The following is a 16,728-nucleotide window of genomic DNA, read 5'->3' as shown; positions in this document are numbered from 1 at the left end:
GTCGGCTATAGGCCGACTTTTTAACTTTTAAAAATAGATAAATTATGTCTGTTCACTCTGAAATTAAAAAAGTTACGACTGAAACCTTGCGTAAAATGAAATTCGACAAGGAAAAAATCACAATGCTTACCGCCTATGATTTTACCACAGCTAAGATGGTAGATGCAGGTGGAGTAGACGCAATTTTGATTGGAGACTCTGCAGCGAATGTAATGGCTGGTTTTGAAACTACATTACCTATTACGCTGGATCAAATGATTTATCATGCTCAAAGTGTGGTAAGGGGAACCGACAGAGCCTTAGTAGTAGCAGACTTACCTTTCGGAACTTATCAGAGTAATCCCGAAAAAGCGCTTGAATCTGCCGTAAGAATGATGAAAGAAGGGGGAGCTCATGCGGTAAAGATTGAAGGAGGTAAAGAAATTTCCAAATCAATCAAGAAAATTATCAATGCAGGTATTCCGGTAATGGGACATTTGGGGTTAACTCCACAGTCTATTTATAAATTCGGAACTTATAAGGTAAGAGCAAAAGAAGAAGCTGAAGCAGAAAAATTGATTGCTGATGCACAGCTTTTGGAAGAACTAGGCTGTTTTTCTGTGGTTTTAGAGAAGATTCCTGCTGAATTAGCTAAAAGAGTAACAGAAAGCATTTCTATTCCTACGATCGGTATTGGTGCAGGTGCAGATTGTGACGGTCAGGTTTTGGTGTATCATGATATGGTAGGGATGAACAAAGGTTTCAGTCCCAAATTTTTAAGAAGATACCTTGACCTTTACACAGAAATTACAGGAGCTGTTGCTCAATATGTAAAAGATGTGAAGAGTGTAGAATTTCCTAATGAAAACGAAAGTTATTAATCCACATGCAAAACCAACAACAATCTATCCAGGGAATATTATCCATATTAGCATTGATCTGTCTTGCTGTAGGCTGGTTTAATTTATTTTCTCCGGAAATCAATCATTTACTTTCAAGAAAAATTTTTTACGTTCTCATAGGCGCCAGTTTCTTTATTCAGGCTCCGCTGCTTACCAATAAAAACTTTGTGTATGCCATGTATGCAGCAGCAGCTATTTGTGTATTGGGAGCATTTATACCTGAAGATTCAAAACTTTCAGCCGTTAAAACAATTGGCCTTCTGGGAGGGATTATCCTGTCACTTTCAAATAGAAGAAGATAGACTGAAGAGTTATGAAGGAGCAGATTATATATGAAGATAACCATCTTCTGGTGATTAATAAAAAAGTCGGACAGCTTGTACAAGGTGATAAAACCGGTGATGAATCACTATTAGAATCTATAAAGAATTTTATAAAAATAAGAGATGCTAAGCCGGGAAATGTTTTTCTCGGTTTAGTTCATCGTATAGACCGCCCAACTTCGGGATTGGTCATTTATGCTAAAACTTCCAAGGCTCTTTCCCGTCTTACTCAGATGGTAAAAAACCGGGAGATCAAGAAAACATATTGGGCAGTGGTGGCAAAAGAAATCATTCCACAGACCCAAAGGCTGGTTCATTATTTAAAGAAAAATGAAAAGAATAATAAAGCCATTGTTTTCACTAAAGTTACAGAAGGAGCAAAAGAAGCGATTTTAACCTATAATGTTATTAAGACATTAGATAATTATCTGCTGCTGGAAATTGATCTTGAAACCGGAAGACATCATCAGATCAGGGCTCAGCTATCAAAAACCGGAGTTCCAATAAAAGGAGACTTAAAATATGGCTCTCCACGTTCCAACCCTGATGGAGGAATTAATCTTCATGCAAGAAAACTGGAGTTTATTCATCCGGTCACTAAAGAAAAAATTGAAATTACAGCTCCCGTTCCGCAAAATGATGCTATTTGGAGAGCCTGTGAAAATTAAAACGATTACTTTATCCCCCTAAGATACGCTGATCAAACTCTTATGTATTCAGCGGCTAGAATACTAAACCATCTCAATTACGGGATGGTTTTTTACTGAATGTAAATTCAATTTTGTGCATTCTTAAAAAATAACTAACTTCGTCCCAGACTTTAGGGGTGTCTGTTATCAACAGACTGAGATTTTACCCTTTGAACCTGATCTGGATCATACCAGCGTAGGGAAAAGCTGATGACTTTTGCTGTACATTCTATTGTACAATAATGGCCATTCCTAAAGTGTATTTAAATAATTAGGAATGGAACTTATAATCAACCACACCCGAAAAACATTTGATATACTTCCCGAAAATCTGGAAGCTTTACTGGCTATTGAATTACCCGGAAAGAAAAAGGGTATTGCTGTAGCGCTCAACAACCGTATTATTCCGCTGTCCGCCTGGGCAGAAACCATCCTTAATGACAGAGATTCAGTTTTAATCATTACTGCCACTCAAGGCGGTTAATTCTCATATTTAATACCAATACTTATGGCTCATTCAATTACGTGTTCGCCATTTCCGAACTCAAAGAAAATCTATGTTGAAGGGAAAATACATCCTATCAGTGTAGCAATGCGTGAAATACAGCTTAGTCCCACCAAACTTACTAATGGAGGCTTTGAACATAATGCTCCGGTAACTGTTTATGATACGTCAGGCCCCTATACCGATGAAACCGCAGAAATTGATATTCAGAAGGGACTTCCGAGAATAAGGGAGCAATGGATCCTGGACAGAAAAGATGTCAGTATCCTGGAAGGAATTACATCAGAATACGGGAAAGCCCGTCTGGCGGATCCTCGTCTTGATGAATTACGTTTTGCATATGATCATCAGCCTAAGGTGGCTGAGGAAGGAAAACAACTTACCCAGCTGTATTATGCAAAACAGGGAATTATCACTCCTGAAATGGAATATGTTGCCATCAGGGAAAACCAAAGAATAGAACAGCTGGAATCTGTTTCAAAAGAAATGGCTTTTCAGCATGCCGGAAACAGCTTTGGAGCCAATACACCGAAAACTAAGATTACACCGGAGTTTGTAAGAGATGAGATCGCTGCCGGAAGAGCTATTATTCCTAATAATATCAATCACCCGGAAAGTGAGCCGATGATCATCGGAAGAAATTTCTTGGTGAAAATTAATGCTAATATCGGGAACAGTGCCGTTTCATCAAGTATCGAAGAGGAAGTTGAAAAAGCAGTTTGGGCTTGCCGATGGGGAGCTGATACCATTATGGATCTTTCAACAGGGAAGAATATCCACGAGACAAGAGAATGGATTATCAGAAACAGTCCGGTTCCAATTGGTACCGTTCCAATTTATCAGGCTCTGGAAAAAGTGAAAGGAGTACCAGAGGATCTGACATGGGAAGTTTTTAGGGATACTCTGATTGAGCAGGCTGAACAAGGGGTTTCTTATTTTACGATTCATGCAGGAGTTTTATTACGTTATATCCATTTGACAGCCAATAGAGTAACAGGAATTGTGTCCAGAGGCGGATCTATTATGGCAAAATGGTGCTTATACCATCATAAAGAAAGTTTCCTGTATACTCATTTTGAAGAGATCTGTGAGATTATGAAAAAATATGATGTTGCCTTCTCTCTGGGAGATGGTCTGCGTCCCGGTTCTATTGCTGATGCCAATGATGCAGCTCAGTTTGCAGAACTGGAAACTTTAGGTGAACTGACAAAAATTGCATGGAAACACAATATACAGGTAATGATTGAAGGTCCCGGACACGTTCCTATGCATATGATTAAAGAAAACATGGAGAAACAGCTTGAAGAATGCCATGAAGCTCCATTCTATACCCTAGGACCTCTAACTACAGATATTGCCCCCGGTTATGATCATATCACTTCCGGAATTGGAGCTGCAATGATCGGATGGTTTGGTTGTGCCATGCTTTGCTATGTAACACCGAAAGAACATTTAGGACTTCCAAACAGAGATGACGTAAAAGTTGGAGTGATCACGTATAAACTGGCTGCACACGCTGCAGATTTGGCGAAAGGACATCCTGGAGCGCAATACAGAGATAATGCCCTAAGTAAAGCCAGATTTGAATTCAGATGGGAAGATCAGTTTAATCTTTCATTAGACCCGGAAACAGCAAGATCCTATCATGATGAAACTCTTCCCGCTGATGGGGCTAAAATTGCCCATTTTTGTTCTATGTGCGGACCGAAATTCTGTTCCATGAAAATTACTCAGGAGATCAGGGAGTCTGCAGAAAAAGGAATGCTGGATAAATCACAGGAATTTATTGAAAAAGGAAAAGAAATCTATATATGATCCTTGTTATCACTCCTGAACTGAAGGTTCGAAATGAAATAGACACTGTTAACCAGATGTTTCAGGAAGGGCTAGATCTGCTCCATATCAGAAAACCTCAAATGGCTCTACAGGAGATGATCGGCTATCTCAATAAGATTGATGCTTTATTTTATCCTCAGCTGGTTCTCCATACCCATTATGATCTGGGCAGAGATTTTGGGATTTCGAGATTTCATTTTAGAGAAATAGACAGGCTTGAAGAAAAACAAAGGCCTTTTACAGAGGAAAATGTCATCTCAACTTCTGTGCATGATATTACCACCTACAATGCTTTGGAAAAAGAATGGGAATATGCTTTCATAAGCCCGTTCTTTCCAAGTATTTCTAAAAAAGGATATGGTGAAAATTCAACAGTTTTGGAGAGTATAAAACACAGAAGGAACCCTGATGTAAAACTGATTGCTCTGGGAGGAATTGATCTTGCCCATATTCAGGAGGCTTTGGACGCCGGAGCGGATGGAGTTGCTTTGTTAGGGGCAGTTTGGGAGAGTGAAGAACCAATAAATAGTTTTAAAAAATGCATAAAAAATGCCCTTTTATAATCTCGGAAAACATTCTTTATAAACATGGAAAAATTACAATACATATCGCAGGGAAACACAAAACAGGAACAGGAATTCAATATCCGGAAAGCTTTAGACCACGGAATACAATGGGTGCAGGTACGATGGAAAAATGCTCCTGAAAATGAATTGATAAGCCTTTGTGAATTATCAAAAAAATTATGTTCAGAATATAAGTCAGTTTGTATCATTAATGATCATGTTCAGCTGGTAAAAAATATAGATGCTGATGGTGTTCATTTGGGGTTGAATGATGGTTCTGTAGAAGAAGCAAGACTTATTTTAGGGGAAAACAAATTCATTGGCGGAACAGCCAATACAATATCTGATATACTTCAAAGAATTAATGAGCGCTGTGATTATATAGGTCTGGGGCCCCTGAGATTTACTGCTACGAAGGAAAAGCTGAGCCCTGTTTTAGGCTTTGAGGGGTATCTGGGAATTGTTAATTATTTAAAAAACAGATCGATGGAGATTCCAAAGATCTTTGCTATTGGCAGTGTTACTCTGGATGATCTTTTACCATTACAGGAGATCGGAATTTACGGAGCTTCAATTTCTGGTGAGATTACTAGACAGCCATCCATTATTAATGATTTAAAAAAAGCAATGATATGAAATCGTTATTGACGAAGTATTTCACTGAACAAAAACAGTTGAAATTAACGACCGGATATGGCTTTACAAAAAAATAAATATTTGTATATGAACAATCAAAAATTAGTAATAGCAGGAAGAACTTTTGAATCCAGACTATTTTTAGGAACAGGTAAATTCGGGAGTCTCAACGATATGACCTCATCTGTCGTCGCTTCAGGAACTGATATGGTGACTATGGCACTCAAAAGAATTGACGCACAGTCTGCAGAAGATGATTTGCTAGACTCATTGAGAGCTACAAACGTTCATCTTTTACCCAATACTTCAGGGGCTAGAACAGCTAAAGAAGCTGTATTGGCCGCTCAGCTGGCCCAGGAAGCACTTGAAACCAACTGGGTAAAGCTTGAAATTCATCCAGATCCAAAATATTTATTACCCGATCCTATAGAAACACTTTATGCTACAGAAGAACTTGCCAGATTAGGATTTGTAGTAATGCCCTATATCCATGCAGACCCGGTATTGTGCAAACGCCTTGAGGATGCAGGAACTGCCGTAGTAATGCCTTTGGGAGCTCCGATAGGAACGAATAAAGGACTGAGAACACAGGATTTTCTGGAAATTATTATTAGCCAGAGCAATGTTCCGGTAGTAGTAGATGCCGGGATAGGTGCCCCGTCAGATGCAGCAAAAGCAATGGAAATGGGAGCTGATGCAGTTCTTGTTAATACAGCCATTGCTGTAGCAGGAAACCCATTAAACATGGCTGTAGCTTTTAAAGAAGGTGTAATTGCCGGAAGACGGGCTTTTGAATCGGGACTAGGGAGTATTGCAAACCATGCAGAAGCTTCAAGCCCGCTTACTTCGTTTTTATTTGAATAAAACCAAAATGATGAACAGTTTTAAAGATGTTTTTGAACAATATAACTGGAGTGATGTAAAGAACAGGCTTAATAAGGTAAGCTTAACAGACGTTTATCAAAGTCTTCAGAAAAAGAATAAAACAATTGATGATTTTCTGAATCTACTTTCACCGGCGGCTTCCCGGGAATTGGAGATGATGGCAAAAATGACGCGTTCTCTTACTCAAAAACGCTTTGGAAAGACTATTCAGCTGTACGCTCCTTTGTATCTGAGTAATGAATGCCAGAATATCTGTACCTATTGCGGATTCAGCTTAGACAATCCTTTGAAACGGAAAACGCTCTCTGATACGGAGTTAATGATTGAAGCTTCAGTCCTGAAATCAAAGGGGATTAATCATGTACTGCTGGTAAGTGGAGAAGCCAATAAAATAGTTGGAGTTCCGTATTTTCAAAATGCTGTCCGATTATTAAAACCTCACTTTTCCAATATTTCCATTGAAGTACAGCCTTTGCTGGAAGATGAATACAGGATTCTGCATAAGGAAGGAGTACATTCTGTATTGGTATATCAGGAAACCTATCATCAGGAAGTCTATAAAGAATATCATCCGAAAGGTAAAAAATCTAACTTCCATTTTCGTCTGGACACACCGGACAGAATAGGACAATCGGGTATTCATAAAATAGGATTGGGGGTTTTACTGGGATTGGAAGATTGGCGTGTAGACAGTTTTTTCAATGCACTTCATATTGATTATTTACAGAAGCAGTACTGGAAAAGTAAATTTTCGGTTTCCTTTCCGAGATTGCGGCCTGCAGAAGGAATTATAGAACCCAATTTTATTATGGAAGATAAAGATTTACTCCAGTTAATCTGTGCCTACAGAATCTGGAATGAAGACCTTGAAATATCAATATCCACAAGAGAAAATGAAGTATTCCGGAATAATATTGTATCACTGGGAGCAACAGCAATGAGTGCAGGATCAAAAACCAATCCCGGAGGATATTCCGTAGATAAAGAATCTTTGGAGCAGTTTGAAACCAGTGATGAAAGAAGTGTGGAAGCCATTAAAACCATGATCAGCAAAGCAGGCTATGATCCCGTGATGAAAGACTGGGATTCTGTGTACAGTGGTTATTAACGTTTAGAATTGTGATTTAAATTGAGTGAAATGACAAGTGAAGATATTTTTAAAAGATACAGCCGGCAGATATTTATTGAAGAAGTAGGATTGGAAGGTCAGAAGAGAATAATGGGTTCAAAAGTACTTGTTATAGGAGCAGGAGGTCTTGGAAGCCCTATCATTCAATATCTCTCTGCTGCAGGAGTCGGGACTTTAGGTGCCGCTGATTTTGATCTTGTTGAACTTCATAACCTGAACCGGCAGATTATACATACCGAAAATAGCGTAGGAACTGCAAAAGTTAAAAGTGCCAAAAACTTTGTAGAAAACCTGAATCGTCAGATTAATTTTGTAGCAATTGAACAAAAAATTAATAGCGCCAATGCAGCGGAAATACTCTCTCAGTATGATATTATAGTAGATGGGTCAGATAATTTTTCCACAAGATATTTAGTCAATGACACCTGTGTGAAACTTAAAAAAACATTAGTGTATGGAAGTATTCTTGGATTCTCAGGACAATTGGCGGTATTCAATCATAAAGGAAGCAAAAACCTGAGGGATATATTTCCCGATCCGCCTTTTGATGAAGACGTACCCGATTGTGACAGTCTTGGGGTTTTAGGAGCATTACCGGGAATAATAGGAAGTATGATGGCACTTCAGACCCTGAAAATTATTACAGAACTTCCTGTGAACCTTAATCAGATTACCCTTGTTGATACATTCAATTGGAGATTTCAAACGATAGATTTTTAAGTATCTTTTGTATGAAACCAATTTCTCACATATAAAAAATGAGGCAGTAAAATTATTACTGCCTCATCTTATTTTGATATAAAAAAATTATTGTCCTTGCTGCATTACACCTCCGTTATCCTCTTTCTTAGTACTGTTAAGAATATTTGCATCTTCCTTAGCCAGTTTATTCTTCGTAGGAATTTTGTAATTGATTGAAACCCCAAAGTTTCTTGAATCATATTTGGTTCTAAGCATTACACTCTCGCCCAAAGGAGGATTAGAACGTACCTGCATCACCTGTCCGTTGAAAATATCATTTGCAAAAACAGATACAGTCAGACGGTTATTCATAAACTTCTTCGTTAATGTAATATCTACATTATTGTTAAAAGGTTTTTCCGCTGTAAAGTAAAAATAGCCTGCTTTAGGAGTCAGATAGCTATAGTTGGCTGTCAGTTTGATATCTTTTGGAAGAAGCAGCTGGGTCATTATATTGAAAATCCAGAACCCCTTGTTGTTGAGGTTATCAATTTCATGCTTTTGATATCCTGCGTAGATATACATGAAATTCATTTTGTCAGGATTGAAGTTAGACTTCATGATTTCCCCTATTGACTTACTGAAAATTAAAAACGGAACAGGAAGTCCAACATTGAAGTTATGAATTTTCATATTTGAGATATTCACCTGTTCATTATAAAGATTTCTACCGTCTTTTCTAATGATCTGTGCGACCTGGTTATTCGCCGAGCTTACACTATATCCAATAAAAGCATAATCAAAAGCAGAAATTTTCAGCTCATAATTATCAAAAATAGTAGGCTGAAGATTTGGGTTACCATTGATCTGCGTATTCGGTCCTGCAAAGGTTGTATTATTGGGGTTAAGAGCTGAAATACTTGGTAAGCTTATCTTTTTGTTATAATTCGCAGAAATATTCACCTGATTCATCAGGTTGTACTGTACGCTGGCATTGGGGAAAAGTTTAAATTTCTTAAAAGGAGTCAGATCTTTCTGTATAATCGTTCCCAGACTATCCTTTCTTGTAATTCCATAGATATCATAGTTTTCCGCTCTTGCTCCCAATGTAAAATCAAACTTTTTTAATTTAGCCTGAAATTCTAAATAAGTAGAAGCTGTTTGTCTGTGATAATTCAAATTGGTAAGCCCAAAACTTTCCGTATCAAAATCCTGTCTTTCGTATAATCCTCCCGCGCTTACTTTGCCACCATCAAGAAGTTTGATTGGCTGCGAATAATCGATCTTAAAATTAGCAACCCTCATATCAGAATTGTTATTCACTGTATTTCCGAGAACGGCTCTTGGCAGTTTTTCCTCTGGCTTTTCAAAAGTTTTGTCAAAAAATACATTATCCTGCCCAAACTTTGTATAAGCCTTTGTATATCCGAACTGGAAATCCAGTTTTTGAGATTTATCAAAGAAACGTTTCTGATACGTTACTACAGCTTCCTGTCTTACCGTATTCGTGTGAGCAATATCTGAGGTGTTAAACTCATAATCCCTATAGTAAAATCCCTGAGGGCTTTTATCCGGTGTTTTGTCACCAATACCATGACTCAGAGTATAGTTATCATTATTATTGTGATAAATATCGTAGTTAAGGAGTAATTTATCTTGTCCTAAATCAAATGATAATCCTGATTTTGCAAAATATCCGCGGGAAAATCGATCCGTATTACCATTTAAAATATTGTCCTGTTGTGTATTCAACATTCCTTCACGGTAATTTTGCCCCACGTTCAGCTGCCATCCGAAAAACTTATTTCTTGCATTTAAATTAAGGGAGTTGGTTGTCCTGTTTCTATACTTATCATAATTCGAGAAAGAATAATTTCCAGAATAAGTAGCTGTTAAGTATTTATTGGCATTTTTATTCGTAATGATGTTCATGATGGCCCCTCCGGAAGTTGCTGGAAATTCAGCACCTGGCTGGGTAACCACTTCAATCCTCTCTACAGAGTTGGCTGGCATTCCTTCCAGAAAAGAGTTTAGCTCGTTCGAAGTAATATTTAAAGGTCTTCCGTTAAGATAAACATCCAGCATTTTCCCCTGATACATCATTCCTGCGATGTCTGTGGCTACAAGCCCCGGAAGCTTTTTAATTCCTTCCAGTACATTTCCGTTGTTCAGTTGAGGCTGCTCTGAAAAGTCGAAAATAGTTCGGTCTGCTTTCTGTTCAACGGCTTTTTTAGTTTTGGTGATCACAACACCTTCTATCTGTTTCTCTTTAGATGTATTATTATCTTTTTCCTGTGAAAAGGCAAAAACAAAACTTAAGAGTGATAAAGCGAATATAGTTTTTTTCATAATGTTTTTTACTACTATTGGGTTAGACGCTAAAAAATATAATTTGTTACAACAATTCTATTGTATAAATTACAATTTTGTCTGTAGAAGAATAAATTCATTATATATTGATAGAGGAAAAAATAGTTCCCGATAAAGTTAAATTAATGGGTTTCCGAATGTATACGTAATGGGTTGCTTATTTAACTGATTGATAGTTAGGTGAAAATTTGGGTTTATTTCGTTTTTATAAAAATACATCAGATTATTATCTTCATCTCATACTGATGAAGGAGGAAATTTCGATATTAATTGATCAGGAATTGATCCATACTTTTTTAACGCCGGGCTTAGCTGACGGACAAGTTTTTGACGACCGGGTTGATGAACGTGAGATTCCGGTAAGAGGTAGTTATAGAGCAAACATTTGAGCAGGTTAAAATAAAGAAAGACGACTTCTGGTGAAGCCGTCTTTCTATTAATCAATCTAACAAATTAATTTTATTTTTCCTGTTGCTTAATTAAGTTCAGAGCAGAACCAGCCTTGAACCAGTCAATCTGCTGGTCATTGTAAGTGTGATTTGCCATGACGATATCTTTGGTTCCGTCTGCGTGAATAAATTCTAAAGCCAGCTGTTTGCCCGGAGCAAACTGATCAAGATCTAAGAAGTTGACAGTGTCATCTTCCTGGATTTTGTCATAATCTGCTTCATTAGCGAAAGTGATTCCCAGCATCCCTTGTTTTTTAAGGTTTGTTTCGTGGATTCTGGCAAATGATTTTACCAGTACCGCTTTCACACCAAGATGCCTAGGCTCCATAGCAGCATGTTCTCTTGAAGAACCTTCGCCGTAGTTTTGGTCTCCCACAACGATTGTTGGAACTCCTGCAGCCTTGTAAGCTCTTTGTACAGCCGGAACTTCACCGTATTCACCGGTTAATTCATTTTTAACCTTATTGGTTTCCATATTGTAAGCATTTACTGCTCCAATCAGCATGTTGTTTGAAATATTGTCAAGGTGACCTCTGTATTTCAGCCATGGTCCAGCCATAGAGATGTGGTCAGTTGTACATTTTCCGAAAGCTTTGATCAATACTTTAGCTCCTTTAATATTTTTACCATCCCAAGCAGGGAATTCTTCCAGTAACTGAAGTCTGTCTGAAGTAGGGCTTACGTTAACTACAATACCAGATCCATCTGCTGAAGGTGCCTGATATCCGTTATCATCTACCGCGAAACCTCTTGCAGGAAGTTCAGAACCTTTAGGCTCGTCAAGTTTTACCTGTTCACCAGCTTCATTAGTTAATGTATCTGTAATAGGATTAAAATCTAATCTACCTGAAATTGCAACAGCTGCTACCATTTCCGGTGAAGCTACGAATGCATGAGTATTCGGGTTACCGTCAGCTCTTTTTGCAAAGTTCCTGTTAAAAGAGTGAATAATAGAGTTTTTTTCTCCTTTTTCGGCTCCTTCTCTGTCCCATTGTCCGATACATGGCCCACAAGCATTGGTAAAGATTCTTGCGTTTTCAAATTTTCTGAAAGAATCTAAGAAACCGTCTCTTTCCGCTGTGAATTTTACCTGCTCAGAACCTGGGTTAATCCCTAAAATTGCTTTAGGTTTTACTCCTTTGGCAACCGCATCTTCTACAATAGAAGCCGCTCTGGACAAATCTTCATAAGAAGAGTTGGTACAAGAACCAATAAGCGCCCATTCAACCTCCAGAGGCCATCCGTTTGCTTCCGCTTTGGCTTTGAATTCAGCAACCGGAGTTGCTAAGTCCGGAGTGAAAGGTCCGTTTAAGTGAGGAGTCAATTCAGAAAGGTTAATTTCGATTAATTGATCGAAATACTGTCCTGGATTGGCATATACTTCAGCATCACCTGTTAAATGTTCTGCTATTTTATCAGCTGCATCCACTACATCCTGTCTTCCTGTAGCAGCCAGATATCTTCTCATGGAATCATCATATCCGAAAGTAGAAGTTGTAGCTCCAATTTCGGCACCCATATTACAGATCGTACCTTTACCTGTTGCAGAAAGAGATTCCGCTCCTTCTCCAAAGTATTCTACGATGCATCCTGTACCTCCTTTTACAGTAAGAATTCCTGCTACCTTTAAGATAACATCCTTAGCAGAAGTCCATCCGTTCATTCTACCGGTTAATTTTACACCGATAAGTTTGGGCATTTTTAGTTCCCATGCCATTCCTGCCATTACATCCACTGCGTCAGCACCTCCTACACCAATAGCCACCATTCCAAGTCCGCCTGCATTTACTGTGTGTGAGTCTGTTCCAATCATCATTCCTCCGGGAAATGCATAATTTTCCAATACAACCTGGTGAATAATACCAGCTCCCGGCTTCCAGAATCCGATTCCGTATTTATCACATACGGAACTTAAGAAGTTGAATACCTCAGAGTTTTTGTTGATACCTTCCTGTAAATCTTTGTCTGCGCCTACTTTTGCCTGGATCAGGTGATCGGCGTGGGCCGTTGAAGGTACAGCCACTTTTGTTTTTCCTGCCTGCATGAATTGAAGCAGCGCCATCTGCGCAGTTGCATCCTGCATTGCTACTCTGTCCGGAGCAAAGTCTACATAAGAATTTCCTCTTTCATAGGCTTGTGTAGCATTCCCTTCCCAAAGGTGGGTATAAAGGATTTTTTCTGAAAGTGTAAGCTGTTTTCCCACGATTTGTCTTGCCGCAGCAATTCTATCAGGGTAGCGCTCGTACACTTTTTTGATCATATCAATATCAAAAGTCATATTTTATTTAGTTTAGTTCTTTTTCCGTTAATGTCTTTTTCTCTTATGTAGAAAAAGAATAATCATTTTTTTTATACATCAAAAAACGTTCCTATAATCCATAAATAGGGATGATTTTGACTATTAAATCAAGAGATTTTATAACTTTCAATTTAAGAAAAAATAGATTCTATTTTGTGGATTTTGTCGAAAAAAAAACGTATTTATCATAAAATAGAAGCATTCTAAACAAAAAAAATGGAAGATTTTAAATCCTAAAGGACCAAAATCTTCCATTTCTATAGTGTTTAATAGTCTTACGACTTATTTTTTAATTCCCTTAGTGAGCGCTTGTACTTGTTAATTCCTTAATAGAAGGTACAAAAGTGGTCAGGTCAATACCTTCAACGGCAGCTTTATACTCATCTATGCTAGGAATTCTTCCGATAATAGCAGATAAAACAACTACTGGCGTAGAGGCAAGCAGAGATTCTCCTTTCTTACGTTCAGAATCTTCAACCACTCTTCCCTGGAAAAGACGGGTAGAAGTTGCCAGCACTGTATCTCCTTTAGCAGCTTTTTCCTGGTTACCCATACAAAGGTTACAGCCAGGACGCTCAAGATACATTACATTTTTATATTCAACGCGAGCCTCTCCTTTTGGAGTATTGTCATCAAATTCAAAAGCTGAATATTTCTCTAATACTTCCCAGTCTCCCTCTGCCTTTAATTCATCAATGATGTTATAGGTAGGTGCTGCTACTACAAGAGGAGCATTGAATTCTACTTTTCCTTGTTGCTTTTCAAGGTTTTTAAGCATTTGTGAAACAATCTTAAGGTCTCCTTTGTGAACCATACAAGATCCTACGAAACCAAGATCTACTTTTTTCTCACCACCATAATAAGAAAGATCTCTGATAGTATCGTGAGTATATCTCTTAGAAACGTCTTCATTGTTTACATCCGGATCAGCAATCATAGGTTCTACGATGATGTCAAGATCTACAACTACTTCAGCATAATATTTAGCATTTGAATCCGGAGTCAAAGCAGGTTTTTCACCTGATCTGATTTCTGTAATTCTCTTATCAGCTTTGTCGATCAAGCCTTGAAGAACCTGGTTTTTGTTATCCATACCTTTGTCGATCATAATCTGGATTCTGCTTTTTGCGATCTCCAGTGATTCGATCAAAGTATTATCTTCAGAAATGTTGATAGAAGCTTTTGCCTTCATTTCAGCAGTCCAGTCTGTAAATGTAAATGCCTGGTCAGCAGGAAGTGTTCCGATGTGAACCTCAATGATTCTTCCCTGAAATACGTTCTCCCCTCCAAATTGCTTCAACATCTGAGCCTGAGTAGCATGAACAACATCACGGAAATCCATGTGTTCTTTCATGTTTCCTTTGAAAGTTACTTTTACAGATTCAGGAATTGGCATAGATGCTTCACCCGTAGCTAATGCAAGGGCCACTGTTCCTGAGTCAGCTCCAAAAGCAACTCCTTTTGACATTCTTGTGTGTGAGTCACCACCAATGATGATCGCCCACTCGTCTACAGTAATATCATTAAGAACTTTGTGAATTACGTCAGTCATAGCATGATATTCCCCTTTAGGGTCACGAGCTGTGATCAGACCGAATTCGTTCATAAACTTCATTAGTTTAGGAATATTAGCTTGCGCTTTTTTATCCCACACGGAAGCGGTGTGACATCCTGATTGGTAAGCACCGTCAACAACTGGTGAAATCACAGTGGCAGCCATTGATTCAAGCTCCTGAGAAGTCATAAGACCTGTCGTATCCTGCGAACCAACAATATTAACCTGTACACGAACATCAGAACCGGCGTGTAATACTTTCCCCGGAGTTGTTCCAACAGCATTTCTGTTAAAGATTTTTTCTACTGCAGTAAGACCTTGTCCTTCGTGAGAAATCTCTTTTGAAGGAGCAAAGACAGCTGGAGCTTCAATACCTAAAAGTTGAGCAGCAAATGTCTGTAATTTTTTACCGAATACGATAGCGTAAGATCCTCCCGCTTTGATGAATTCCATCTTTTGAGGAGTGAAAGACTTAGCAAGGTCAATTAATTCCTTATCGCCGTTATATAATTTCTGTGTTTTTGTATTAATGGTTAATACAGTTCCTGTTGCTACTGAATAAGCTTCTTCAAGAACTACATCTCCATTTTCATTACGAACAGCGTTTCCGTTTTCATCCAGTTTCTTCACCCAGTTTTTAAGATCAATACCGATACCTCCGGTAACGTCAACTGTAGTAAGGAAGATTGGAGAAATACCGTTTGTACCTCCAACAATTGGAGCAATATTTACGAATGGTACATATGGACTAGCTTGTTTACCGGTCCAAAGAGCCACATTATTTACTCCTGACATTCTTGATGAACCTACACCCATCGTTCCTTTTTCAGCAATAAGCATTACGCTTGCATCTGGATGCTGCGCCTGTAAAGCTTTGATTTCTTCCTGCGCCTGAGGAGTGATCATACATTTGCCGTGAAGTTCACGGTCAGATCTTGAGTGAGCTTGGTTACCGGGAGAAAGTAAATCCGTAGAAATGTCTCCTTCACCGGCGATATAAGTAACTACTTTTATTTCTTCAGCAACTTCCGGCAGTTTAGTGAAAAACTCAGCCTGTGCATAACTTTCAACAATTTCTTTTGCGATTTCATTACCGCTTTCAAATGCTTCTTTCAGACGATTTGTATCAGCGTCATAAAGGAAAACCTGTGTCTTAAGAACGTTTGCTGCTTCTTTAGCAACAGCAGGATCGTTACCTAATGCAAGATCCAGCAATACATCAATGGAAGGTCCTCCTTTCATGTGAGATAATAACTCAAATGCATAAGCCGGAGTGATTTCTTCTACCAAGGATTCACCAAGGATGATCTCCTTTAAAAATTTAGCTTTTACCCCGGCAGCACTTGTCGTTCCCGGCAGCGTGTTATAAATAAAAAAGTTAAGAGAGTCTGCTCGATGTTCATTACCTGAATCTTTAATTTGCGTAATGATTTCGCTTAGTAATTCAGAACCATCGATAGGCTTCGGATTAAGCCCCTGGTTTTTTCTTTCTTCAATTTCTTTGATGTAATCCTTATAAATATTCATAATAGAAGTCTTTCAATATTAAAGGTAGACTAAAAATATTTGATCGTATTATGACTTCTTTACCGGTCTGTATAAAATACAGTTAATAACATTTTGAGTTCTCGCATTTTAATAGGCAACATGAACCGGACTAAAGTCAGTATAATCTACACTTTTTTTAAAAGTTTTAAAATTATTAAACAATTCAAAATGTTGCCCAAAATTACGAAATTTTACTATTTTATGGGAATGAAATTATTTAGATTCTTTATAAATATGAATTTGATAATTTCTATTTTTGGCCGTAATTTTGCGAACATATGATGAATATGAAAAATATCCTGAATTTTTTATGCATTTTTATTTCGGTTTTTGTTTTCTCACAGAATAAATCTGGGAAGAAAATACAAGTGAAAAA

Annotated in this window: 13 protein-coding genes and 1 riboswitch; of the genes, 10 read left to right on the top strand and 3 right to left on the bottom strand. The window is 38.0% G+C overall.

What is annotated here, in order from left to right:
* Positions 1-44 precede the first annotated feature (44 nt).
* The 10 genes from panB (at position 45) to LF887_RS22200 (ending at position 8,170) form a co-directional block, all read left to right on the top strand.
* Positions 45-860, top strand: a complete 816-nt coding sequence (gene panB / locus LF887_RS22245; RefSeq protein WP_236856433.1) for a 3-methyl-2-oxobutanoate hydroxymethyltransferase — start codon at positions 45-47, stop codon at positions 858-860.
* A 5-nt stretch (positions 861-865) separates the two neighbouring features.
* Positions 866-1,183, top strand: coding sequence for a hypothetical protein (locus tag LF887_RS22240; RefSeq protein WP_236856432.1), 318 nt, complete (start codon positions 866-868; stop codon positions 1,181-1,183).
* An 11-nt stretch (positions 1,184-1,194) separates the two neighbouring features.
* Entirely contained in the window at positions 1,195-1,872 is a 678-nt protein-coding gene (locus LF887_RS22235; RefSeq protein WP_236856431.1) for an RluA family pseudouridine synthase, read from the top strand.
* Positions 1,873-2,016: 144 nt separating this feature from the next.
* A riboswitch (TPP riboswitch) is annotated at positions 2,017-2,113 on the top strand.
* 57 nt (positions 2,114-2,170) lie between these two features.
* A complete protein-coding gene (gene thiS / locus LF887_RS22230) occupies positions 2,171-2,377 on the top strand; it encodes a sulfur carrier protein ThiS (protein WP_236856430.1) in 207 nt (68 codons plus the stop codon).
* Positions 2,378-2,401: 24 nt separating this feature from the next.
* On the top strand, positions 2,402-4,213 hold the full coding sequence (gene thiC, locus LF887_RS22225; protein ID WP_236856429.1) for a phosphomethylpyrimidine synthase ThiC: 1,812 nt from the start codon (positions 2,402-2,404) through the stop codon (positions 4,211-4,213).
* Positions 4,210-4,797: a thiamine phosphate synthase gene (locus LF887_RS22220; protein ID WP_236856428.1), complete on the top strand. Its 588-nt coding sequence runs from the start codon at positions 4,210-4,212 to the stop codon at positions 4,795-4,797. Before thiC ends, LF887_RS22220 begins: the two co-directional genes overlap by 4 nt.
* A gap of 24 nt (positions 4,798-4,821) precedes the next feature.
* On the top strand, positions 4,822-5,436 hold the full coding sequence (locus LF887_RS22215) for a thiamine phosphate synthase (RefSeq protein ID WP_236856427.1): 615 nt from the start codon (positions 4,822-4,824) through the stop codon (positions 5,434-5,436).
* Between the two features lie 87 nt (positions 5,437-5,523).
* Complete coding sequence (locus LF887_RS22210) at positions 5,524-6,300, top strand: thiazole synthase (protein ID WP_236856426.1); 777 nt, start codon at positions 5,524-5,526, stop codon at positions 6,298-6,300.
* Positions 6,301-6,310: 10 nt separating this feature from the next.
* Positions 6,311-7,429, top strand: coding sequence for a 2-iminoacetate synthase ThiH (gene thiH, locus LF887_RS22205; protein WP_236859538.1), 1,119 nt, complete (start codon positions 6,311-6,313; stop codon positions 7,427-7,429).
* A gap of 30 nt (positions 7,430-7,459) precedes the next feature.
* Entirely contained in the window at positions 7,460-8,170 is a 711-nt protein-coding gene (locus tag LF887_RS22200) for a HesA/MoeB/ThiF family protein (RefSeq protein ID WP_236856425.1), read from the top strand.
* An 87-nt stretch (positions 8,171-8,257) separates the two neighbouring features.
* On the opposite strand, the gene LF887_RS22195 is transcribed toward LF887_RS22200, so the two are convergent.
* The 3 genes from LF887_RS22195 to LF887_RS22185 all read right to left on the bottom strand — a co-directional run bounded on the left by LF887_RS22195 (position 8,258) and on the right by LF887_RS22185 (position 16,331).
* On the bottom strand, positions 8,258-10,480 hold the full coding sequence (locus LF887_RS22195) for a TonB-dependent receptor domain-containing protein (RefSeq protein ID WP_236856424.1): 2,223 nt from the start codon (positions 10,478-10,480) through the stop codon (positions 8,258-8,260).
* Between the two features lie 480 nt (positions 10,481-10,960).
* Positions 10,961-13,228 carry an aconitate hydratase gene (locus LF887_RS22190; protein WP_236856423.1) on the bottom strand — a complete coding sequence of 756 codons (2,268 nt, stop codon included), beginning with the start codon at positions 13,226-13,228 and terminating at the stop codon, positions 10,961-10,963.
* 319 nt (positions 13,229-13,547) lie between these two features.
* Positions 13,548-16,331: a bifunctional aconitate hydratase 2/2-methylisocitrate dehydratase gene (locus LF887_RS22185; RefSeq protein WP_236856422.1), complete on the bottom strand. Its 2,784-nt coding sequence runs from the start codon at positions 16,329-16,331 to the stop codon at positions 13,548-13,550.
* Between the last annotated feature and the right edge of the window lie 397 nt (positions 16,332-16,728).

This window comes from Chryseobacterium sp. MEBOG06, from assembly GCF_021869765.1.
Lineage (GTDB): Bacteria > Bacteroidota > Bacteroidia > Flavobacteriales > Weeksellaceae > Chryseobacterium.
This window is presented reverse-complemented; position numbering and strand designations above follow the sequence as displayed.